The sequence below is a fragment of the Lentzea sp. NPDC036949 genome (assembly GCF_055608075.1).
The window spans coordinates 14416-38289 of record NZ_JBVJRA010000025.1 but is presented as its reverse complement, the minus strand read 5'-3'; the positions used below and the strand labels follow the sequence as shown (position 1 = coordinate 38289).

3 protein-coding genes and 1 pseudogene are annotated in these 23874 nt (G+C 72.1%); 2 read left to right on the top strand and 2 right to left on the bottom strand.

Annotated features, from left to right (window positions below; genetic code table 11):
• Window positions 1-2: 2 nt before the first annotated feature.
• Entirely contained in the window at window positions 3-19625 is a 19623-nt protein-coding gene (locus ACZ7CD_RS38175) for a non-ribosomal peptide synthase/polyketide synthase (RefSeq protein WP_470380797.1), read from the top strand.
• Window positions 19622-20836 (top strand): MFS transporter, encoded by a 1215-nt coding sequence (locus tag ACZ7CD_RS38170; protein WP_470380796.1) that lies wholly within the window; start codon window positions 19622-19624, stop codon window positions 20834-20836. The genes ACZ7CD_RS38175 and ACZ7CD_RS38170 overlap by 4 nt, the downstream gene beginning before the upstream one ends.
• Before the next feature lie 17 nt (window positions 20837-20853).
• Here ACZ7CD_RS38170 and ACZ7CD_RS38165 read toward each other — a convergent pair.
• Together ACZ7CD_RS38165 and ACZ7CD_RS38160 are read right to left on the bottom strand one after the other, a co-directional pair.
• Window positions 20854-21027, bottom strand: a pseudogene (locus ACZ7CD_RS38165) (Lsr2 dimerization domain-containing protein); the annotation flags it as partial.
• Window positions 21028-21204: 177 nt separating this feature from the next.
• Window positions 21205-23484: a tetratricopeptide repeat protein gene (locus tag ACZ7CD_RS38160; protein WP_470380795.1), complete on the bottom strand. Its 2280-nt coding sequence runs from the start codon at window positions 23482-23484 to the stop codon at window positions 21205-21207.
• Between the last annotated feature and the right edge of the window lie 390 nt (window positions 23485-23874).

The window sequence follows — 23874 nt, the reverse complement described above, 5'->3', positions numbered from 1 at the left end:
CCATGTCGTCGTCGATCGAGGACCGCATCGCCGCGCTGCCCCCGCACCTGCGGGAGCAGATGCGCCGCCGCCTCTCCGGCCGCTCGCAGCAGGCCGACGCCATCAGACCGGCCGACCGGACCCAGCCGCTGCCGCTGTCGTTCCCGCAGCAGCGGCTGTGGTTCCTCGACCGCTTCCAGCCCGGCGGTTCCGGCTACAACAGCGCGCTGGCGCTGCGCCTGACCGGACAGCTCGACGTGGCCGCGCTGACCGCGGCGCTCACCGGTCTGGTGGCGCGGCACGAGTCGTTGCGCACGACGCTCGACGAGGTCGACGGGGTCGGTGTGCAGGTCGTGCACCCGCCGTTCGACCTCGCCCTGCCCGTGGTGGAGCCGGCCGGCGACCTGGACGAGCTGCTGGTCGAGGAGTACTCCCGCCCGTTCGACCTGCGGCGCGGACCGCTGGTGCGGGCGGTGCTGGTGCGGCAGGCGCCGGACGAGCACGTGCTGCTGGTCACCGCGCACCACGTCGTCACCGACGGCTGGTCGATGGGCGTGCTCACCGAGGAGCTGGGCGAGCTGTACGGCGCGGCCGTGGCCGGACGGGACGCCGTGCTGCCCGCGTTGCCGCTGCAGTACGCCGACTTCGCGGCCTGGCAACGGGAGCGGCTCTCCGGTGAGGCGCTGCGCGGCCAGGTCGAGCACTGGACTCGGCGGCTGAGCGGCACCACCCCGCTGGAGCTGCCCACCGACCGGCCGCGACCGGCGGTGCGCACCACGAACGGCGCGGTGCAGGCGTTCACCGTGCCGGCCGCGACCACCGCGGCGTTGCGGGCGCTCGCCCAGGAGCGCGGCACGATCCTGTTCTCCGTGCTGATGGCCGGGTGCCAGGCTCTGCTGGCCCGCTACGCCGGGCAGGACGACGTGGCCGTGGGCACCGTGACCACCGGCCGCGGCCGCCCCGGTCTGGAGCGGCTGGTCGGGTTCTTCGTCAACACCGTCGTGCTGCGGTCCACAGTGGACTCCCGTGCCACGTTCGCCGAGTTCCTGGACCAGGTCAAGGACAACGTCAAGGAGGCGTACGCCCACGACGAGGTGCCGCTGGAGCACGTGGTCGACGCGCTGCGCACCGACCGCGACGTCAGCCGCAACCCGCTGTTCGACGTGATGGTGCTGCTGCAGAACGCCGATCGCACCCCGCCGCGGCTGCCCGGCCTGGCGGTCGAGCAGGTCGGGTTGTCCCGCCGTGCCGCCATCTTCGACGTGACCATCGAGTTCCAGGAGCGCGCCGGCCTGCTCGACGGCGTGGTCGAGTACAACACCGACCTGTTCGACGCCGCCACGGTCGCCCGCTTCTGCGACCACCTCGTGCGGCTGCTCGACGGCCTGGCGAGCGACCCGCACCGGCCGCTGGGCGAGCTGCCGTGGCTGTCGGACGCCGAACGCGACCAGGTGCTGACCGGCTGGAACGACGCCTCCCGCGCACCGGTCGACGCCACCGTCCCCGGCCTGTTCGCCGAGCAGGTGCGCCGGACGCCGGACGCACCCGCCGTGCTCTCCGACGACGAGGTCCTCACCTACGCCGAGCTGGACGCGCGGGCCAACGCGCTCGCTCGGGAACTGGTGGACCTCGGCGTGCGGCCGGAGGACCCGGTGGGGCTGCTCGTGGAGCGGTCGGCCGACCTGGTCGTGGCCGAGCTGGCGATCGTGAAGGCCGGCGCGGCGTACGTCCCGCTCGACGGTCGTGCACCGGCCGAACGGACCCGGCGGGTCATCGCCGACTCCGGCATCGCGGTCGTGCTCACCGATGCGCGCAACCGGGACGCGGTCGCGTCCGTCCACACCGTACTGCTCGACGGCGAGCGGACCGGCGCCGCCGATCCCGCTGTCGCGGTGCACCCGGACCAGCTCGCGTACGTCATGCACACCTCCGGCTCCACCGGCGTGCCCAAGGGTGTCGCCGTGCGGCACCGCGACGTCGTGGCGCTGGCGCTGGACTCCCGGTTCGCGGGCGGTGCGCACGACCGGGTGCTGCTGCACTCGCCGTCGGCGTTCGACGCCTCGACCTACGAGCTGTGGGTCCCGCTGTTGCGCGGCGGCCAGGTCGTGGTGGCACGGCCGGGTGACGTCGACGCCGACGTGATCAGGGCCGCCGCCGGTCGCGGTGTGACCGCGATCTGGCTGACCGCAGGACTGTTCCGGCTCGTCGCCCAGGAGGCACCGGACGCGTTCGCCGGGCTGCGGGAGGTGTGGACCGGCGGTGACGTCGTGCCCGCCGCGGCCGTGCGCGGGGTGCTCGAAGCGTGCCCCGGCCTGACCGTGGTCGACGGCTACGGCCCGACCGAGACCACGACGTTCGCCACGTCGTTCCCCATGACCGACACCGTGCCCGACGTCATCCCCATCGGCCGGCCGCTGGACGGCATGGCCGTCTACGTGCTCGACGAAGGCCTGCGCCCGGTTCCCGTCGGCGTGCCGGGGGAGCTGTTCCTCGCGGGCGCCGGCGTGGCCCGCGGCTACCTCGGCCAGCCCGGCCTGACCGCCGAGCGGTTCGTGCCCGACCCGTTCGGCCCGCCCGGCTCCCGCATGTACCGCACCGGTGACATCGGCCGGTGGCGCGCGCACGGCGTGGTCGAGTTCGTCGGCCGCACCGACGACCAGGTCAAGATCCGCGGCTTCCGCGTCGAGACCGGCGAGATCGACGCCCTGCTCGTGCGCCACCCCGGCATCTCCCAGTCGATCACCGTCGCCCGCACCGACGACGGCCGCAAGCAGCTGGTCGCCTACCTCGTGGCCGACGCCGCCCCGGCGCACGCCGAGCTGCGCACGTGGCTCACCCGCGAGCTGCCCGACTACATGGTCCCCTCGGCGTTCGTGGTGCTGGACGCGCTCCCGTTGAGCGGCAACGGCAAGGTCGACCGCCGCGCCCTGCCCGCACCCGAGGCCCGCACCGCAGCCGACCGCCACGTCGAGCCCACCACGCCGGTGGAACGGGAGCTGGCGCGCGTCTGGGCCGAGGTGCTGCGCGTCGACCGCGTGGGCATCGAGGACAACTTCTTCGAGCTCGGCGGCGACTCCATCCTCAGCATCCAGCTCGTCGCCCGCGCCCGCCGGGCCGGTCTGCGGTTGTCGTCCAAGGACGTCTTCCTGCACCCCACCGTCGCCGGGCTGGCCGCGACCGCGACCGCGGTGGCCGACACGGTGGCGGACGCGGTGGTGTCCGGACCCGCGCCGCTGACGCCGATCCAGGAGTGGTTCTTCGACACCGCTCCCGCGAGCCCGCACCACTTCACCATGTCCACGCACGTGGAGCTGGCGCCCGAGGTGGACGAACGAGCGCTGGCCACCGCCGTGGACACCGTGGTGGCGCACCACGACGCCCTGCGGACCCGCTTCCGCCGCGACGACGCCGGTCAGCCCTGCAACGCCCAGCCTGGCAACGCCCAGCCTGGCAACGCCCAGCCTGGCAACGCCCAGCCCGGCGCCGCCCAGCCCGGCGCCGCCCAGCCCGACCCCGCCCAGCCCGACCCCGCCCAGCCCGACCCCGCCCAGCCCGACCCCGCGAGCGCCGCTCCCGAGACCGCCCGCTGGGTCCAGGACCTCGCCCCCACCCCGCCGACCGGCGTCCTCCAGGTGCTGACCGGCCTCGACGACCACGCCTGCGACGAGGCCGCATTCGCCGCCCAGTCGAGCCTGGACCTCACCGAAGGCCCCCTGCTGCGGGCCGTCCTGTTCCGCCTCGCCGACGGCCGCTGCCGCCTCTTCCTGACCGTGCACCACCTCGTCGTGGACGGCGTGTCCTGGCGCGTGCTGCTCGCCGACCTCGACACCGCCTATCAGCAGGTCGTCCGCGGCGAACCCGTTGCGCTGGAACCGGTGCCCACCGCGTTCGCCACCTGGGCCCGCCGCCTCACCGACCGGGTGCGCGCCGGAGAGCTGGACGCCGACCTCGACCACTGGACCGGCTTCGCCGCCTCCGCCCCCGCCGAGCTCCCGCTGGACCACGACGGCGACCCCGCCGAGGACGTCCGGTCGGTCACCGTGCGGCTCAGCCCCGCCGACACCGACGCGCTGCTGCACCAGGTGCCCGGCGTCTACCGCACCCAGGTCAACGACGTGCTGCTCAGCGCGCTCGGCCGCGCGCTGGCCGGGTGGACCGGCCACGACCGCGTGCTCATCGGACTGGAGGGCCACGGCCGCGAGGACGTGCCCGACGACCTCGACATCTCCCGCACCGTCGGCTGGTTCACCAGCCAGTTCCCGCTGGCCCTGCACGTTCCGGCCGGTGGCTGGGGCGGTGTGCTCAAGTCGGTCAAGGAACAGGTCCGCGCACTGCCGCGCCGCGGCCAGAGCTACGCCGCGCTGCGCTACCTGGCCGCACCCGGTTCGCCGGCCGCCGCGTTGCGCGACGACCCGCACCCGTTGATCAGCTTCAACTACCACGGCCAGTGGGACGTCGCGGCCGACGCCGACGGGCTCGTCCGGGCCCGCTGCGCCCCGCTCGGCCGCGACAGCGCCCCCGGCAACGCCCGCGCGTACCTGATCGACGTCGTCGGGCTGGTGGAGAACGGCCGGCTCGAGCTCACCTGGCTGTACTCCGGGCAGGTGCACGACGAGTCGACCGTGCGGGGCGTCGCCGACGCGATGGTGCGCGGGCTGGCGGAGATCGTCGAGCACTGCGCGGAGCCGGGTGCCGGTGGCCGCACGCCGTCGGACTTCCCGCTGGCACACCTGGACCAGGTCGCGGTGGACCGGCTGGTCGGGACCGGTGCCGAGGTCGAGGACGTCTACCCGCTGACGCCGTTGCAGGAGGGGATGCTCTTCCACGGCTTGGCCGACCCGTCGTCCACGGCCTACTTCGACCAGGTGCGCCTGCGGCTGACCGGCGTCACCGACGAACGGGCCCTCGCCACCGCGTGGCAGCGCGTCGTCGACCGCACGCCGGTGCTGCGCGGTGCGCTGGTCTGGGAGGGCGTCGAGCGGCCCGTGCAGGTGATCCGCTCGCACGTCGACCTGCCGACCGCGCACCACGACTGGCGCTCGCTGTCCGAACAGGACCGTGGACGCGAGCTGGAAGCGCTGGCGGCACAGGACCTCGACCTGCGCCGGGCACCGCTGATGCGGATCGACCTCGCCCGGTTGCCCGGCGACGAGGTGCTGCTGGTCTGGACGTTCCACCACGTGCTGCTGGACGGGTGGAGCCTCGCCCAGGTGTTCGCCGAGGTGTGCGAGCAGTACCGGGCGATCACCGCGGGCAGCGCACCGGAGGTCGTCTCGCGGCGGCCGTTCCGCGACTACCTGCGGTGGCTGGACGCCCAGGACCGGTCCGAGGCCGAACGCCACTGGCGTGCCGTGCTGGCGGGCTTCTCCGCACCCACCGCCCTGCCGTACGACCGGCCGCCCGCCCGCGACCACGCCACCGAGTCCTCCACGGCGGTGCCCGTCGCGCTCACCGCCGAGCAGACCGACCGGCTGCGTCACACCGCCCGCCGCCACGGCCTCACGGTCAACACCGTCGTGCAGGGCGCGTGGGCGTTGCTGCTGGCGCGCTACAGCGGCGAGTCCGACGTCGTGTTCGGCACGACGGTCTCCGGCCGCCCCGGCGAGCTGCCCGGTGTGGAGCAGATGATCGGCCTGTTCATCAACACCGTGCCGGCACGGGTGTCCGTGCGCCCCGACGCCGAGGTCGCGACCTGGCTCGCGGAAGTGCAGGCCGCGCAGACCGAGTCGCGGCGGTTCGACTTCGTGTCGCTGGCCGACCTGCGGTCGTGGAGCGACGTGCCGGCGGGGTCGGCGTTGTTCGACAGCGCCGTGGTGTTCGAGAACTACCCGCTCAACGACGTCACCGAGGTCGGCGGCATCCGCGCGACCGAGGTGCAGGCGCGGGACACGACGACCTTCGCGCTCACCCTCAGCGCCGTCCTCGACGACCGGCTGCGCCTGGACCTCGCCTACGACCCGCACCTGTTCGACGCCGACACGGCCCGGCGCCTCGCCGACCGCCTGCTCCTGGTGGTCGACGCCATCGCCGCCGACTCCGCGCGACCGGTGGCGGACCTGCCGCTGATGACCGGCGACGAACGCCACCAGGTCCTCACCGAGTGGAACGCGACCACCCGTGACGTGCCGGAGAAGTCGGTCGTCGAGGTGTTCGAAAGTCAAGCCAGGACCACGCCGGACGCCACCGCACTGGTGGTGGGGGAGCGGTCGCTGTCGTTCGCGGAGCTGAACGCGTGGGCGAACCGGGTGGCGCGCGCTTTCGTCGCCGCCGGTGTGGGGCCGGAGCGCGTGGTGGCGTTGTCGCTGCCGCGGTCGGTGGAGTTCGTGGTGGCGCTGCTGGCGATCTGGAAGGCCGGCGGCGTGTACCTGCCGGTCGACCCGACGCTGTCCGCCGACCGCGTGGAGTTCCTGCTGCAGGACGCTGATCCGGTGCTCGTGGTGCGCGACGCGCTGCCCGAGGCCGACCGCTCGGACGACCTCGCACCGGTGGGACCCGAGCACGCGGCGTACGTGATCTACACGTCCGGCTCGACCGGGCGCCCCAAGGGCGTGGTGGTCGAGCACCGCAGCCTGGTGAACCTCCTGGTGAACCACCGCGAGGACTTCGCCGCCGGCAAGCGGTTGCGGGTGGCGCTGTCGGCGGTCTTCTCGTTCGACACGTCGCTGGAAGGCATCGTGCTGATGGCCGACGGCCACGAGCTGCACGTCCTCGACGACGACACCCGGCTCGACCCGCCCGCCCTCGTCCGGTACGTGACCGGCCACCGGATCGACTTCCTCGACCTGACCCCGTCCTACGCACGGCAACTGGTCGAAGCGGGCCTGCTCGACGGCGAACACCGCCCGCAGGTGCTGATGCTGGGCGGAGAGGCGATCGGCGAGGACCTGTGGCGGCGCCTCGCGGACGCCCAGGGCACCGCGAGCTACAACTTCTACGGCCCCACCGAGTCCACGGTGGACGCGCTGTCCGCCAGGATCAGCGGGCACGGGCGCCCGGTCGTGGGACGTCCGCTGCTCAACACCCGCGCCCACGTCCTGGACGACGACCTGCGCCCGGTGCCCGTCGGCGTGCCGGGAGAGCTGTTCCTGGCCGGGGTGCAGGTCGCCCGCGGCTACCTCGACCGGCCGGGGCTCACCGCGGACCGGTTCCTCGCCGACCCGTTCGGCGGACCGGGGGAGCGGATGTACCGCACCGGCGACCGCGTCCGGTGGCTCGCCGACGGCACCCTCGACTACCTCGGCCGCACCGACGACCAGGTGAAGATCCGCGGTTTCCGGATCGAGCCCGGCGAGGTCGAGGCCGTGCTGTCCCGGCACCCCGACGTCCGCGAGGCCGTCGTCATCGCCCGGCAGGACCACGGCCACCAACGGCTCGTCGCCTACGTCACCGGCGCCGCGACCGACCTGCGGACGTGGCTGGCCGAGCGGCTGCCCGACTACCTGGTGCCCTCGGCGTTCGTCGAGCTCGACTCGATCCCCCTCAACGCCAACGGCAAGGTCGATCGCCGGGCCCTGCCCGCACCCGACTTCACCGAGGCCCGCACCGAGCACGTCGCACCGCGCACGGACGTCGAACGCGACGTGGCCGACATCTGGTCCGAGGTGCTGGGCGTGCCCGGCATCGGCGTGCGGGACAACTTCTTCGAGCTCGGCGGCGACTCCATCCTCAGCATCCGGGTGATCTCCCGGCTGCGGGCCGCGTTCGACGTGGAGATGTCGCCGCGGGCCCTGTTCAGCCACCCGACCGTCGCGGGGATCGCCGCGCTGGTCGCGGAGTCGGCGCAGGCGCGGCTGGACGAGATCCCCGTGGTGCCGCGCGACGGCGGTCTGCCGTTGTCGTTCGCGCAGCAGCGGCTGTGGTTCCTCGACGAGTTCGAACCCGGCGGTGTGGAGTACCTGTCGCCGTCGATCCTGCGGCTGCGCGGACCCCTGGACGTCGGCGCGCTGGCCGCGGCGCTCACCGCGCTGGTCGCGCGGCACGAGTCGTTGCGCACCACGTTCGAGACGGTCGACGGGCGCGGTGTGCAGGTCGTGCACCCGCCCCAGCCCGTCGAGGTGCCGGTGGTCGACGTGACCGAGGACGAGCTGGCCGACGTGCTGACCCGCGAGACGACCACGCCGCTGGACCTGCGGCACGGCCCGCTGGTGCGGGTGCTGCTCGCGCGGCTCGGTGCGGACGACCACGTGCTCTCCCTGGTGCTGCACCACATCGTCACCGACGGCTGGTCCAACGGCGTGCTGCTCGGCGAGCTGGGCGCCTGCTACGAGGCCGCGACGTGCGGCCGGGACGCGAAGCTGCCCGACCTGCCCGTGCAGTACGCCGACTTCGCGGTGTGGCAGCGCACCGCTGCGACCGAGGAGGTGTTGCGGGAGCACCTGGCGCACTGGCGGCACGCGCTCGACGGCGTGCGACCGCTGGAGCTGCCCACCGACCGGCCCCGGCCGGCCGTTCGCGGCAAGCAGGGCGCGCTGGTGCACTTCCAGGTGCCCGCCGAGGTCACCGAACGGCTCAGGGCGCTGGCCCGCGAGCATGACGGCACGTTGTTCATGGCACTGGTCGCCGCCTGCCAGGCGGTGTTCGCCCGGTGGTCGGGGCAACGCGACGTCGCCGTCGGCACTGTCGTCTCCGGCCGCGACCGCACCGAGCTGGAGGGCCTGGTCGGGTTCTTCGTCAACACGCTGGTGCTGCGCAGCGACGTGGACCCGCGCCAGGGCTTCGGGCAGCTGCTCGGCCAGGTGCGGGAGACCGTCCTGGACGCCTTCGCCCACCAGGACGTGCCGTTCGAACGGGTCGTGGACGAGGTCCACCCCGTGCGCGACCCCAGCCGCACCCCGCTGTTCCAGGCGATGGTCGTGCTGCAGAACACCGGCGGCGACGAACCGCGCCTGCCCGGCCTGCGCGTCGAGGAGCTGCCGCCGCCGTCGGTCGCGGCCGGTTTCGACGTGTCGTTCCAGTTCCAGGAGGTCGACGGCCGGCTGGAGGCGGTGCTCACCTACGACACCGCGCTGTTCGACACCTCCACGGCCGAACGGCTCGTCGCGCACGTCGGCGTGCTGCTCGACGGCGCGACCGCCGAACCCGGCCTCCCCGTGGCCGACCTGCCGCTGCTCACCGACGACGAGCTGCTCGACGTGCTGGAGCGGTGGAACGACACCGGCACCGCCGGCCCGGTACCGACCTACCACGAGGTCTTCCAGGCCCGCGCCGCCCGCACCCCGGACGCGACCGCGCTGGTCGACGGCCTCCGGTCGTGGACCTTCGCCGAGCTCAACGCCGACGCCAACCGGATCGCCCACCACCTGATCGCCGCGGGCGTCGGGCCGGAGTCCGTGGTGGCACTGGCGCTGCCCCGCTCCGCCGAGCTGGTGCTCGCGATCCTCGCCGTGCTCAAGGCCGGTGGCGCGTACCTGCCGGTCGACCCCGAGCACCCCGCGGAGCGCATCGCGTTCGTGCTCGACGACGCCCGGCCCGTGCTCGTGGTGGCCGGGACCGACGTCGGCGGCGACCTGCCGCACGTGCGGCTCGACGACCCCGCCGTGGCCGCGCGCCCCGCGACCGACCCCACCGACGCCGACCGCACGGCACCGCTGCGCCCGGAGCACGCCGCGTACGTCATCTACACCTCCGGCTCCACCGGCCGCCCCAAGGGCGTCGTCGTCGAGCACCGCAACCTCGCCGCGCTCGTCGCCGACCACCACGCCCGCCTGCTGCCCCAGGACGGCACGGTGCTGCGCGGCATCGCCACCGCCGCCTACACCTTCGACGCCTCCTGGGAGGGCCTGCTCCTGCTCGCCGGCGGCCACGAGCTGCACCTGCTCGACGACGACGTCCGGCTCGACCCGCGGGCCGTCGTCGAGCACATCGCCCTGCACGGCATCGACTTCCTCAGCTGCACCCCGTCCTACCTGCACCAGCTCCTGCCGGAAGGCGTGCTCGAACGGCCGCTGCTGCTCGCACTGGGCGGTGAGGCCATCAGCGAACCGCTGTGGCGCGCGCTGGCCGAGGCCGAGGGCGTCACCGCGGTCAACCTCTACGGCCCCACCGAGTGCACGGTCGACTCGGTCTGGACGGAGGTCACCGACCGCGACCGGCCGGTGATCGGCACGCCGGGGCAGGGCCTGCGCGCCTACGTGCTCGACGACGGGCTGCGCCCCCAGCCGGTCGGCGTGCCCGGTGAGCTGCACCTGGCCGGTGACCAGGTGACCCGCGGCTACCTGCACCGGCCCGGCCTGACCGCGGACCGGTTCGTCGCCGACCCGTTCGGGCCGCCCGGCAGCCGGATGTACCGCACCGGCGACCTGGTCCGCTGGACCGCCGACGGCGTGCTGGAGTACCGCGGCCGCGCCGACGACCAGGTCAAGATCCGCGGCTACCGCGTCGAACCCGGCGAGGTCGAGGCCGCACTGGCCGGCCTGCCCGGCGTGGCGGAGGCCGTGGTCGTGGCCCAGGAGTTCGAACCCGGCACCCACAGACTCGTCGGCTACGTCGTCGGTGCGGCCGACGCGGACTCGCTGCGCGCGCAGCTGAAGCGGCAGCTGCCCGACCACCTGGTGCCCTCGTTGTTCGTGCTGCTCGACGAGCTGCCCACCACCGACAGCGGCAAGGTCGACCGCCGCGCCCTGCCCGCCCCCGACGCCGCGGGCTCGCAGGACCACGTGGCACCGCGCACCACCGTGGAACGGGAGCTGGCCCGGGTCTGGGCCGAGGCGCTGCACGTGGAGCGCGTCGGCGTGCACGACAACTTCTTCGGCCTCGGCGGCGACTCGATCCTGAGCATCCAGGTCGTGTCCAAGGCCCGCCAGGCCGGCCTGGAGCTGGTCACCAAGGACCTGTTCACCCACCAGACCATCGCCGAGCTGGCGACCGTCGTCCGCACGAGCGGGCAGAAGACCGCGCTCCCGGAGATCGCCGGCCCGGCGCCGCTCACGCCGATCCAGCGCTGGTACCTCGACTCCTGCGGCGGTGCCCCGCACCACTTCACCATGTCCGCGCACCTGGAGCTCACCGACGACGTCGACACCGGCGCGCTGGCACGAGCCCTGGCCGCGGTCGTGGCGCACCACGAGGGTCTGCGCACCCGCTTCACCCGCGTGGACGGCGAGTGGGTCCAGGACGCGGCCGACACCGTGGTCGAGCTGGAGGGCCACGCCGTGTCCACAGTGGAGGAAGAAGCGCTCGTCACGGCCGCCCAGGCCGGACTGGACATCGAGCACGGTCCGGTCGTGCGCGCGTTGTTGTTCTCCGGCAAGCGGTTGAGCCTGGTGGTCCACCACCTCGTCATGGACGGCGTGTCCTGGCGGATCGTGCTCGGCGACCTGGAGACCGCGTACCGCCAAGCGCTTGCGGGACAGCGGATCGCGCTTGACCCGGTCGGCACCCGGTTCACCCAGTGGGCGCACCGGCTGGCCGAGCACGTGCGGTCGGGCGCGTTCGACGGCGAGCTGCCGCACTGGACCGCCGCGCTCGACGTGCCCGGTGACGTGCCGGTGGACCGCGACGGCCCCAACACCGCGGGCTCCACGCGCGTGGTGTCGGTGCGGCTGGACCGCGAGCACACCGACGCCCTGCTGCACCGCGTCCCGGACGTCTACCGCACGCAGGTCAACGACGTGCTGCTCAGCGCGCTCGGCCGGGCGTTGTCGGCGTGGACCGGACGGGACCGCGTCGCCGTGACGATGGAGGGCCACGGCCGCGAGGACGTCCTCGACGGCGCCGACATCTCCCGCACGGTCGGCTGGTTCACCACGCAGTACCCGGTCGCGCTCACCGTGCCCGCCGGCGACTGGGGTGCCGCCCTCAAGTCGGTCAAGGAACAGCTGCGGGCCGTGCCCGGCCGCGGCTTCGGGTTCGAGGCGCTGCGCCAGCTCCGCGCGAGCTCCCTGGCCGGATCGGCGTTGCCGCCGGTCAGCTTCAACTACCACGGCCGGTTCGACGTGGCGGCTGCCGGGGAAGGTCTGGTCCGCGGCCGGCTGGAGGACAGGGGAGCCGACGCGGCCGCCGACAGCACCCGGCCGTTCCAGCTCGACGTCGTCGGCGGTGTCGAGGACGGCGAACTGGTGCTGTCCTGGTTCTACTCCGAGCACCTGCACGACGAGTCGACCGTGCGGACCGTGGCCGAGGCCGTGGTGCACGGGCTGGCGGAGATCGTCGAGCACTGCGCCGAGCCGGGTGCCGGTGGCCGCACGCCGTCGGACTTCCCGCTGGCACGACTCGACCAGGCGGCGGTGGACCGGCTGGTCGGCACCGGCGCCGAGGTGGAGGACGTCTACCCGCTGACGCCGTTGCAGACCGGGATGCTGTTCCACACGCTCGTGGACGACACCTCGACGGCGTACTCGAACCGGTTCCGGCTGCGGCTGTCCGGGGTGACCGACCCGGACGCGCTGGCCGAGGCCTGCCGCCGGGTCGTGGACCGCACACCGGTGCTGCGCGGCGGCGTGGTGTGGGAGGGCGTCGAAACCCCCGTGCAGGTCGTGCGGCACCGGGTCGACGTGCCGATCACCGTGCACGACTGGCGCCACCTGCCCGTCGAGGAGCACGACACCGCGGTCGGCGGCGAGGAGCTCGACCTCACCACGCCACCGTTGCTGCGCCTGGCCATCGCACGGCTCACCGACGACGAGGTCGTGCTGTTCTGGACCGCCCACCACGTCCTGCTCGACGGGTGGAGCTTCGCGCAGGTGCTGGCCGAGGTGTGCGAGCAGTACACCGCCCTCGCCCGCGGAGCGGAGCCAGAGCTCCCGCCGCGCCGGCCGTTCCGCGACTACCTGCGGTGGCTGGCCGACCAGGACACCGCCGCGGCCGAACAGCACTGGCGGCAGGTCCTCGCCGGCGTCGAGTCACCGACCCCGCTGCCCTACGACCGGTCACCCGTGCAGGCCCACCGCGCCGAGTCCAGCGCGTCCGTCCACGTCGAACTGGACGCCGACCGGTCGGCCGCGCTGAACCGGGTCGCCCGCGCCGCCGGCCTGACCGCCAACACGGTGGTGCAGGGCGCGTGGGCGTTGCTGCTGGCGCGCTACAGCGGTGAGTCCGACGTCGTGTTCGGCACCACGGTCTCGGGACGTCCGGCGGAACTGCCGGGCATCGGGTCCATGGTGGGCATGTTCATCAACACCGTTCCCACCCGCGTCCAGGTGGACCCGGCCGCCGCGGTGCTGCCGTGGCTGCGGGACGTGCAGGCCGCGCAGACCGAGTCGCGGCGGTTCGACTTCGTGTCGCTGGCCGACCTGCGGTCGTGGAGCGACGTGCCCGCCGGTTCGGCGTTGTTCGACAGCGCTGTGGTGTTCGAGAACTACCCGATCGACGAGCTGCTCGACGACGCCCAGGTCGTGCGGGTGCTGGAGGTCGAGGGCGCCGACACGACCAGCTTCCCGCTGGCCCTCAGCGCCAACCTCGGCGACCGGCTGCGCCTGGAGCTGGACTACGACCCGCGTCTCTTCGACACCGGCACCGTCGAACGCCTCGCCGCGCGGCTCGCGTTGGTGCTGGAAGGCATCGCGGCCGACCCGCACCGGTCGCTCGGCGAGCTGCCGCTGATGACCGGCGACGAGCGGCACCAGGTGCTCGTGGAGTGGAACGCCACGGCCGGTGAGGTGACCGCGGCCTCGGTGGTCGAGGTGTTCGAGGACCAGGTGCGTGCCACCCCGGACGCCACCGCACTGGTCGTCGGCGACCGGTCGCTGTCGTTCGCGGAGCTGAACGCGTGGGCGAACCGGGTGGCCCGGTCCTTCGTGGCCTCGGGTGTCGGCCCGGAGCGGCTGGTGGCGTTGTCGTTGCCGCGGTCCGTGGAGTTCGTGGTCGCGCTGCTGGCGATTTGGAAGGCCGGTGGCGTCTACCTGCCGGTCGACCCGACGCTGCCCGCTGACCGGGTGGAGTTCCTGGTGCAGGACGCTGATCCGGTGCTCGTGGTGCGCGACGCGCTGCCCGACGCCGACGACCAGGACACCTCGAACCTGGCACCGGTGCGCCGCGACCACGCCGCCTACGTCATCTACACCTCCGGCTCCTCCGGCCGCCCCAAGGGCGTGGTGGTCGAGCACGGCAGCCTGGTGAACCTGCTGGTGAACCACCGCGAGGACTTCGCCGCCGGCAAGCGGTTGCGGGTGGCGTTGTCGGCGGTGTTCTCGTTCGACACGTCGCTCGAAGGCATTGTGCTGATGGCGGACGGCCACGAGCTGCACGTCCTGGACGAGGACGTGCGACTCGACCCGCCCGCACTGGTGCGGTACGTCGTGGACCAGCGCATCGGCTTCCTGGACCTCACGCCGTCCTACGCCCGCCAGCTGCTGGAGGCCGGCCTGCTCGACGGTGAGCACCGCCCGCAGGTGCTGATGCTGGGCGGAGAGGCGATCGGCGACGACCTGTGGCGGCGGCTGGCCGACGTCCCCGGGGTCGCGAGCTACAACTTCTACGGCCCGACCGAGTCCACTGTGGACGCGCTGTCCTGCCGGATCACGACCGGCGCTCCGGTCGCGGTCGGCCGGCCGTTGCGCAACGTGCGCGCCTACGTGCTGGACGAGCAGCTGCGGCCGGTGCCCGTCGGCGTGCCGGGAGAGCTGTTCCTGGCCGGCGACCAGCTCGCCCGCGGCTACCTCGGCCGGCCCGGCCTGACCGCGGACCGGTTCCTCGCCGACCCGTTCGGCGAGCCGGGGGAGCGGATGTACAGCACCGGTGACCGGGCGCGGTGGCTGCCCGACGGCACCCTGGACTACCTCGGCCGCACCGACGACCAGGTCAAGATCCGCGGCCACCGGGTCGAACCCGGCGAGGTCGAGGCCGTGCTGTCGCAGCACCCCGGCGTGCGCGAAGCCGTGGTGGTCGCCCGTGCGGTCGACGGGCACCAACGGCTCGTCGCCTACGTCACCGGCGCCGCCACCGACCTGCGCACGTGGCTGGCCGAGCGGCTGCCCGACTACCTGGTGCCCTCGGCGTTCGTCGAGCTCGACTCGATCCCCCTCAACGCCAACGGCAAGGTCGACCGCCGCGCCCTGCCCGCACCGGACCTCCAGGCCGCCGCCTCGGCGTACCGCGCCCCGCGCACCCCGGCCGAGGACCACGTCTGCCGCATCTGGGCCGACGTGCTGGGCGTGCCGCGGGTCGGGCTCGACGACAACTTCTTCGAGCTCGGCGGCGACTCCATCCTCAGCATCCGGGTCGTGTCCCGGCTGCGCGCCGAGCTCGACGCACCGGTGTCACCGCGCGTGCTCTTCACCTCGCCCACCGTCGCCCGGCTGGTCGAGGAGATCGGAGCCGGGACGGGTGCGGCCGAGGACGTCATCCCGCGGACGCCGCGCAACGGCGCGTTGCCGCTGTCGTTCGCGCAGCAGCGGCTGTGGTTCCTCGACCAGTTCGAACCGGAGAGCACCGACTACCTGTCGCCGTCGATCCTGCGGCTGCGCGGTCACCTCGACGTCGGCGCGCTGAACAGGGCGCTGACCGCGTTGGTGGCGCGGCACGAGTCGTTGCGCACCACCTTCGACGGCGTGGACGGCCACGGCGTCCAGGTCGTGCACCCGCCGCACGTCGTCGAGGTGCCGGTGCTCGACGTCCCGGACAACCTCGACGAGGTGCTCGCCCGCGAGTGCACCCGGCCGTTCGACCTCTCCCGCGGCCCGCTGCTGCGACCGCTGCTGCTGCGCGTCGCCGACGACGACCACGTGCTCCTGCTGCTGGCGCACCACATCGTGACCGACGGCTGGTCCAACGGCGTGCTGACCAGCGAGCTCAACCACCTCTACCGCGGCGGCACGCTGCCCGACCTGCCGATCCAGTACGCGGACTACGCGGCCTGGCAGCGCGACCGGCTCACCGGAGCGTTGCTGGACGAGCAGCTCGCGTTCTGGCGGGACCGGCTCGCCGGCGTCCCCCCGCTGGAGCTGCCGACCGACCGGCCCCGCCCGGCGGAGCGCACGAACCACGGCGCGGTGCACCTGTTCAGCCTGCCCGTCGAGGTCGCCGACAAGCTCAAGGCGCTTGCGCGGCACCAGGACGGCACCCTGTTCATGGCGCTGGTCGCCGCGTGCCAGGTGCTGTTCGCCCGCTGGTCGCGGCAGGACGACATCGCGGTCGGCACGGTGGCCTCCGGCCGCGACCGCGCCGAGCTGGAGGGCCTCGTCGGGTTCTTCGTCAACACGCTGGTGCTGCGCTCCACAGTGGACGGCGCGACCACGTTCCGCGAGTTCCTCGGCCAGGTCCGCGGTGGCGTGCTGGACGCGTTCGCTCACCAGGACGTGCCGTTCGAGCGCGTGGTCGACGAGCTGCGGCCCGAGCGCGACACCAGCCGCACCCCGCTGTTCCAGGCGATGGTGATCCTGCAGAACACCCCCGACGCCGCACCGGACCTGCCCGGTCTGCAGGTTGAAGACCTGCCGCTGCCCGTGGTGGCGGCCAACTTCGACCTCACCTGGGAGTTCCAGGAGGACTCCGACGCCCTGCACGCGGCGGTCAACTACAACACCGACCTGTTCGACCTCGCGACCGTCGAGCGGATGGCCGGGCACCTGCGCGTGCTGCTGACCGCCGCCGTCGCCGACCCCGACCGGCCGCTGTCCGACCTGCCGCTGATGGACGAGGACGAGCAGCGGGCCGTGCTGCACGAGTGGAACGACACGGCCCACGCCGTGCCGGACGCCACCATCACGGAGCTGTTCGAGGCCCAGGTGGTGCGGACGCCGGAGGCCACCGCGGTGGTGGACGGCGGCGAGACGTGGACGTACGCGCAGCTCAACGCCCGTGCCAACCGGGTGGCGCACGGTCTGATCGCGCAGGGCGTCGGCCCCGGCCGGTACGTCGCGATCTCCCTGCCGCGCTCCGCCGACCTGCTCGTGGCCGTGCTGGCGGTGCTCAAGGCGGGCGCCGCGTACGTGCCGGTCGAGCCCGACCAGCCCGCGGACCGGGTCGCGTTCGTGCTCGACGACGCCCGGCCCGTCCTGGTGCTCGACGACCGGGACCTCCTGCGCGCCGACGGCAGGGACGACAACCCCCGTGACCACGACCGGATCGCACCACTGTCCACTCGCGACCCCGCGTACGTGATCTACACGTCCGGGTCGACCGGCCGGCCCAAGGGCGTCGTCGTCGAGCACCGCTCGGTGGTCGACTACCTCGTCTGGGCCAGCGAGGTCTACGGCGGCCTGCGCGGTGCGGCGGTGCTGCACTCACCGGTCTCGTTCGACCTCACCGTCACGACGCTGTTCGGCCCGCTGCTCGCCGGCGGCCGGATCGTCGTGAGCGACCTGGAGGAGGACGCGGCGCCGGTGGAGCAGGCGGCGTTCCTCAAGGCCACGCCCAGCCACCTGGCCCTGCTCGGCACGGTGCCGGCGCAGCTGTCGCCGACCGGTGACCTCGTCGTCGGCGGCGAGCAGCTCGTCGGCGCGGTCGTGGACGAGTGGCGGCGTGCGCACCCGACGGCCGTGGTGATCAACGAGTACGGCCCCACCGAGGCGACCGTCGGCTGCATGGAGCACCGCGTCGAACCCGGCGCGCCACTGGACCCCGGACCCGTGCCGATCGGCCACGCGGCCTGGAACACCCGCCTCTACGTGGTGGACGACCAGCTGCGGCCGGTGCCGCTCGGCGTGCCCGGTGAGCTGTGCATCGCGGGCGACGGCCTCGCCAGGGGCTACCTCAACCGGCCCGGCCTCACCGCGGCCGCGTTCGTGGCGTGCCCGTTCGGCGCGCCGGGGGAGCGGATGTACCGCTCCGGCGACCTGGTCCGCAGGCGCGCCGACGGCGTGGTCGAGTACCTGGGCCGCATCGACGACCAAGTCAAGATCCGCGGCCACCGCGTGGAACCGGGCGAGGTCGAGTCCGCGCTCCTGCACCACCCGCTCGTCACCGAGGCCGCCGTCATCGCCGCCGACACCGGCCAGGGTCACGCCCGCCTGGTCGCGTACCACGTCGCCGGTGGCGAGGTGGGGTCGGCGGAGCTGCGCGCGTTCCTCACGGACCGCCTGCCCGCCTACATGGTGCCGTCCGCGTTCGTGGCGCTGCCCGTCCTGCCGGTGACGCCCAACGGCAAGCTCGACAAGGCGGCACTGCCCGCGCCCGAACCGATCACCGACACGACCGCGCACGTCGCACCGCGCACACCGGTGGAGACCACGCTCGCCGAGGTGTGGGCGGACGTGCTGGGCGCCGACCGGGTCGGGGTGCGGGACAACTTCTTCGAGCTGGGCGGTGACTCCATCCTGGTGATCCAGGTGGTGTCCCGCGCGCGGAAGGCAGGACTCGCCCTGACCACCAAGTCGTTGTTCCGCAACCAGACCATCGAGGCACTGGCGCCGTTCGTCACCGAGATCGACACCGCGCCGGCGAACACCGCCGAGGTCGTCGGCGACGTCCCGCTCACCCCGATCCAGCGCTGGTTCTTCGAGACGCACACGCTCGCGCCACACCACTACGCCCAGTCCATGCTGCTGGAGCTCACCCCGGACGTGGCCGAGGACGCGCTGGAGAAGGGACTCGCGGCCGTGGTGGCGCACCACGACGCGCTGCGCATGCGCTTCGAGCACGTCGACGGCGAATGGCGCCAGCACAACGCCCCCGTGCAGCACGGCACCGTGCTGGAACGCCGCGACCTCAGCTCCACCGCCGAGCCGGAACGCCAGGCGCACCTGGAGAAGATCGCCGACGAGGCGCACGCGAGCTTCGACCTCGCCACGGGTCCGCTGTACCGGGTCGTGCTGTTCCACGCCGACGACATGCCCTCACCACTGCTGTTCCTGACCGTGCACCACCTCGTGGTCGACGGCGTGTCCTGGCGCATCCTGCTCGACGACCTCGACACCGCCTACCGGCAGGCCGTCCGCGGCGAGGACGTGGACCTGGGTGCGAAGTCGACGTCGTTCCGCGACTGGGCGAACGGCTTGGCGCAGCACGTCGCCGACGGCGCGCTCGACCACGAGCTCGACCACTGGGAGGCGGCACTCGACGCGGCACCGCTGCCCGTCGACCACGACGAGCCCACGCCCGGCACACCGCCGGGCGAGGTGCACGTGGTCCTCGACGCCGCGGACACCGACGCGTTGCTGCACGACGCCCCCACGGCCTACCGCACCAGGATCAACGACGTCCTGCTCGCCGCACTGGCCCGCGCGCTGTCGCGGTTCACCGGCGAACAGACCGTGTCGCTGGACATGGAGGGCCACGGCCGCGAGGACGTCCTGGGCGCCGACCTGTCCCGCACGGTCGGCTGGTTCACCACCCTCTACCCGGTCCGCCTGACGCTGCCGGGCGAGGACGCGTCGTGGCGTGACGTGGTCAAGGCGGTCCGCAGGCAGCTGCGCACGGTGCCGGGCAACGGTTTCGGCTTCGGCGCGCTGAGAAACCTGGGAGCAGGGGACCGTCTCGCCGGTCAGGGTCCGCAGGTGGTGTTCAACTACCTCGGCCAGTCCGGCAGCACCGCGGACCAGGCCGACGGCGGTCTGTTCCGGACCGTCCTCGACGCGATCGGGCAGGACAGCTCCCCGGCCGACCGCGGACCGCACCTGCTGGAGATCGTCGGCGGTGTCGCGGGCGGCGAGCTCCGCTTCACCTGGCACCACCAACCCGACCGGCACGACGAGACCACCGTGCGCCGCGTCGCGGAGGACTTCCTCGAAGCCCTGCGCGGCATCGCCGCCGACTGCCGGAGCACCCGATGACCACGTCCCTGTCGCGCAACCGCGACTACCGGCTCCTCTGGGTCGGCCAGGCGCTTTCCGAGGCGGGGGCGAGCGCGTCGGTCATCGCGCTGCCCCTGCTCGTCCTGACCCTCACCGACTCGGCGGCGACCTCCGGCTTCGTCCTCGGCGCCTCCGCCGCGGCCCAGCTCGTCGTCGGCCTGCCCGCGGGGGCACTGGTCGACCGCTGGAACCGCAGAACGGTGATGCTGATCTGCGAGGCCGTGCAGGCCCTCGCCGTGGCGTTCCTGGTCGCCGCCCTGTGGTGGCAGGCGGTCGGCGTCGAACACGTCGTGCTGGTGGTGATCGTGCTCGGCGTCTGCCGCGCACTGTCAGAACCGGCCGAGGACGCCGTGCTGCCCGCCATCGTGGCCGAACGCCACCTCTCCGACGCCGTCGCGATGAACACCGCCCGCGGCTACCTCGGCCAGCTCTCCGGCACCGCGCTGGGCGGCCTGCTGTTCGGCCTGGGCCGCTGGCTCCCGTTCGCCGTGGAGGCGGTGACCCACGTGGCCACGTTCCTGGCGCTGCTGTTCGTCCGCGTCCCGCCACGTCAACGGGAACCCGCACCCCTGGGCCGGTTCCACCGCGAGGTCGCCGAGGGTCTGCGCTGGGTGTGGACCCAGCCGGTGGTGCGCGTGGTGGCGTTCTGCGCGGTGGGCCTCAACCTGTTCTTCCAGGCGTTCTACCTGCTGATGATCGCCATCGCCCACCAGGAGGGCGTGCCCGCGGGCCAGATCGGCCTCATGGGCGCGATGCTCGGCGTCGGCGGCATCCTCGGCGCCCTGGTGGCCCCGCGGCTGCACCGCACCCTGCGCCCGCACCGCGCCATCGTCGGCGTGTTCTGGGTGATCACCGCCCTGATCCCGGTCGCGCTGTTCCTCGACCCCGGCCTGCCCATGGGCGTGCTGTTCGCGGCCGCCGCGTTCCTGGCCCCCACCGCCAACACCACCATCACCACCTACCAGCTGCTGCTCACGCCCGACGAGCTGCGCGGCAGGCTCAGCAGCGTGATGGGTGTGGCCCTGGGCGTCGCGGCGATCGCCGGCCCCGCGGTCGGCGGCCTGCTAGTGGACTTCCTGACACCGACGCAGGCCATTCTCACGTGCACGGTGGGCACGGCATTGTTGACCGTCTTCGCGACGACGAATCGCACGCTGCGCCGGTTCTCCCAGGAGGAAAGCGCGAAATAGCTCGCTCACCGACTGTTTCGACGTGCCTTTGTGACGTACTCCCGCAGCAACGCTCGCAGCGTGTCGGCGTTGTAGCCGTTCAGATCGATCAAGTAGGTGACGCCGTCGAGGCCGAACTGCACGGTCTCGATGTCGTCCGCGGTGGTGCCGTCCAGGTCGTCGGTCAGCTGGACGAGGAATTCATGCGCCATTCATCGGCTCGCAATGTTCGACGAGTGATCGGCGGTCTGCTCGAAGTTAGCAGCCGCTCGAGCTGCTCGCGAACCTTCCCGCATGGTGAGCACGCTGGTTGTGCGCAGCGTTTGTGCCGCATGTGGTCCGCGATGCCTCGTCGATGAACCCGCGGGTCTCGCAACCCCAGGAAGCCGCTACGGCCTGTTGTGAGCGGGGCTCGTTGCGGTGGTGTGAGTCCGAGGGAACGGCTGGGACTGCGAGATCTCCCGTTGCACGAACCTCGTGAGGTCTAGGTCCAAACTCTGGCTGCTTTCGTCTGCGGCGAGTGCGGCGTCCAGTGCGGCTTGAGCCTTTGCTCGATTGCCGGCATGCGCCCAGATGACGGCCAAGTCGACCAGATCGATCACAACGGTGGGGTGCTCGGCGCCGAATTCCCGAGTGCGGTCGAGGACAACTCCTTCAAGTTGCTTCGCCGCCTCATCGGGGTTTCCGGTCCGCCAGAACCATCGTGCGATGACTCCCCGCGTCGAGAGGGTGTGTGGATGATTATCTCCAAGCACTCGCGCCCGGTTTTCCAAGACCGCTCGCAGGGCGGCTACTGCTCCGACCGGATCCCCGGCCATTCCTCGCCAGTGCGCGTAGTTGTGGGCAGCGGTCAGCGTCGCGGCGTGGTCCTCGCCCAGCACCCGGCGCAGGTCGGGTAGCAGTTCCCGATATGCGGAGACCGCGGCACACGGATAGCCAGCCTCACCGTAGAAGCGGGCAGCGTTGCCCCTTGCGGTGAGCGTGAGGAGGTCGTCCTCTCCCAGTTCAGCGATGAAATCGGGCACCATGGCCACGAAATCGAACAGTGCGCCGTGTGGGTCGTCCGCCTGTCCACGCCAGTGTGCGAGATCGCTGCGTGCCTCCAAGACGGCCCGGCTTGTTCCACCCTTTGCACGCACGACGTCGGACAACAAGGTCTCCATCTGTTCGACCGCCTGCGTGGGATACCCGGCCTCGCCGGTCCACCGCGCCAGGTACTTCCGTGCTTGCAAGGTGGCTGGGGCATCTTGTCCGAGGAGACGTTCGGCGGACGCCGTCAAGCTGAGGAACGCTGTACGCGCAGCCACCACTCCACCGTTGTGCCCCAGGCTGATTGCCGCTCGAAACAGCACCTCACGGCAGGAGCACCGCCAGAGCAACTCTCCTGTCGATGCTGCGAGTGCATCTGTGTTCGCCCTCAACGACTGCCCGAGCACTGCGTCTTTGAACTCCTCCGGCCACACCTCCACCAACGCCTTTGCGTCGGCATGAGTGAGTTCTTCGAGCTGTTCGGTTGTGATCGTGTCCCTGGTGACCCGCTGAACCAGTCTGTGCACCCGGACGGCCTGGTCATCCGGGTTGCGGGCGGAGCTGATCAAGCTCAACCTGTGCAGGCACCACAACCCGTCACGGCTTTCCTCAGCGCTCACCCGGCGGCCTGCCGACCGTGTCAACCACTCCAGCACGGACGGCGTGGAGAAGACGTCGAGCGGAATGCCGTTGGGATCGAGGAGACTCGCCACCATCAACAACGGCCTGGCAAGTCCGGCAGGAACCAGCTGGTCGGCGAGTTCGACGGACAAGGACCAGGTAGCTGCGACGGTTCGCTGGTGCCCATCGGGCAGATGTTCGCGATCGGGGAACAGCGTCGCGAGTGTCCGTTGCCTGTCCGCGAACCGGGCGCGGTAGCGATCACAGGGAAGATTGAGGTCGACCATGTATGCGCTCGCTTGCGCGAGCGCCAGTGGTAGGTGCCCCAGATCAGGCCCCAACTCCGCAGCTTCGGACAGGAGGTGCGTGTGGTCTTCCAGCGCGCTTTCCAGATAGGACAGCGACTCCGCAGGGTGGAAAACTCCGATGTTGATCAGTTTGCGCCCATCGCCTCGAATCGCCGCATCGGTTCGCCGGGTGGTGACCACCGTGCGTCCGTTCGGCGATTTGGGAGGCCAGAGCCGATTCAAGTCGGTTGGACGCATCACGTCGTCCAGCACGACGAGCCACCGCGCGCTCGTGCGAGCCAGCCATTCCCACAGTCGGACCGCGCCTCGTTCGAGGTCGACGTCCTCGATACCGGTGAGATCGCGGGCGAGAGACGCGTAAGCGCTTACCACCGCGTCCCTGGAGTCAGCGGTAACCCATACGAGCAGGTCCACCTGCCCTGCCTCCCACGCACGTTCGGCATGGTCGAGCGCTAGTTGTGTCTTGCCCACGCCACCAAGACCGGTCAACACGATCGTCCGTGTCTCCGGTTCCACTGGCAGCTCCACCTGGCGCGGCTGGAAGAAGCCCGCCCTCACAGGAGAAGCTCCCGCCCGGTGCGGCAATTCGACCACCTGTTGCGGGCGCTGGTTCATGTGCACGTCGCCGTTGATCGTGCCGGCCATCAACGTCTGGCCATGCACATCGCCGCCCACCACGTTATGAGTGTGACGGTCGCCCAAGTCGTCCATCTCGCTGAACACCCCGATTTTGGTTTGATCAAAGCTACGAAGTTTAGGCAGGTCCGTAATTCCACATGACAAGAGGTGGCGGGTGCTGCCTCGGAACTCTTGGGCCTGCGGTGACAGCAAAGCGGTATAGCAGCCGAACGGGTGATGTATCAGCTATAAATAGCATTCGGTAACGGCGCACTGGCCTGCACAGATCGTCGGCAACCACGCACTCGATGGGCCAGCGTCGGGCAGTACCGGGACCATGGCGCGAGAACGAGCGAAGAAGCAGCCCAGACACGGTTCAGCCACGGCGACGCGAATCTTTGTGGTGAGAGCGCTAACGCTGCAACTACGTGGGTTGGGCTGCGGTCGTGGTAACGGCGGTCGTCGCGATCACACTGACTGTTC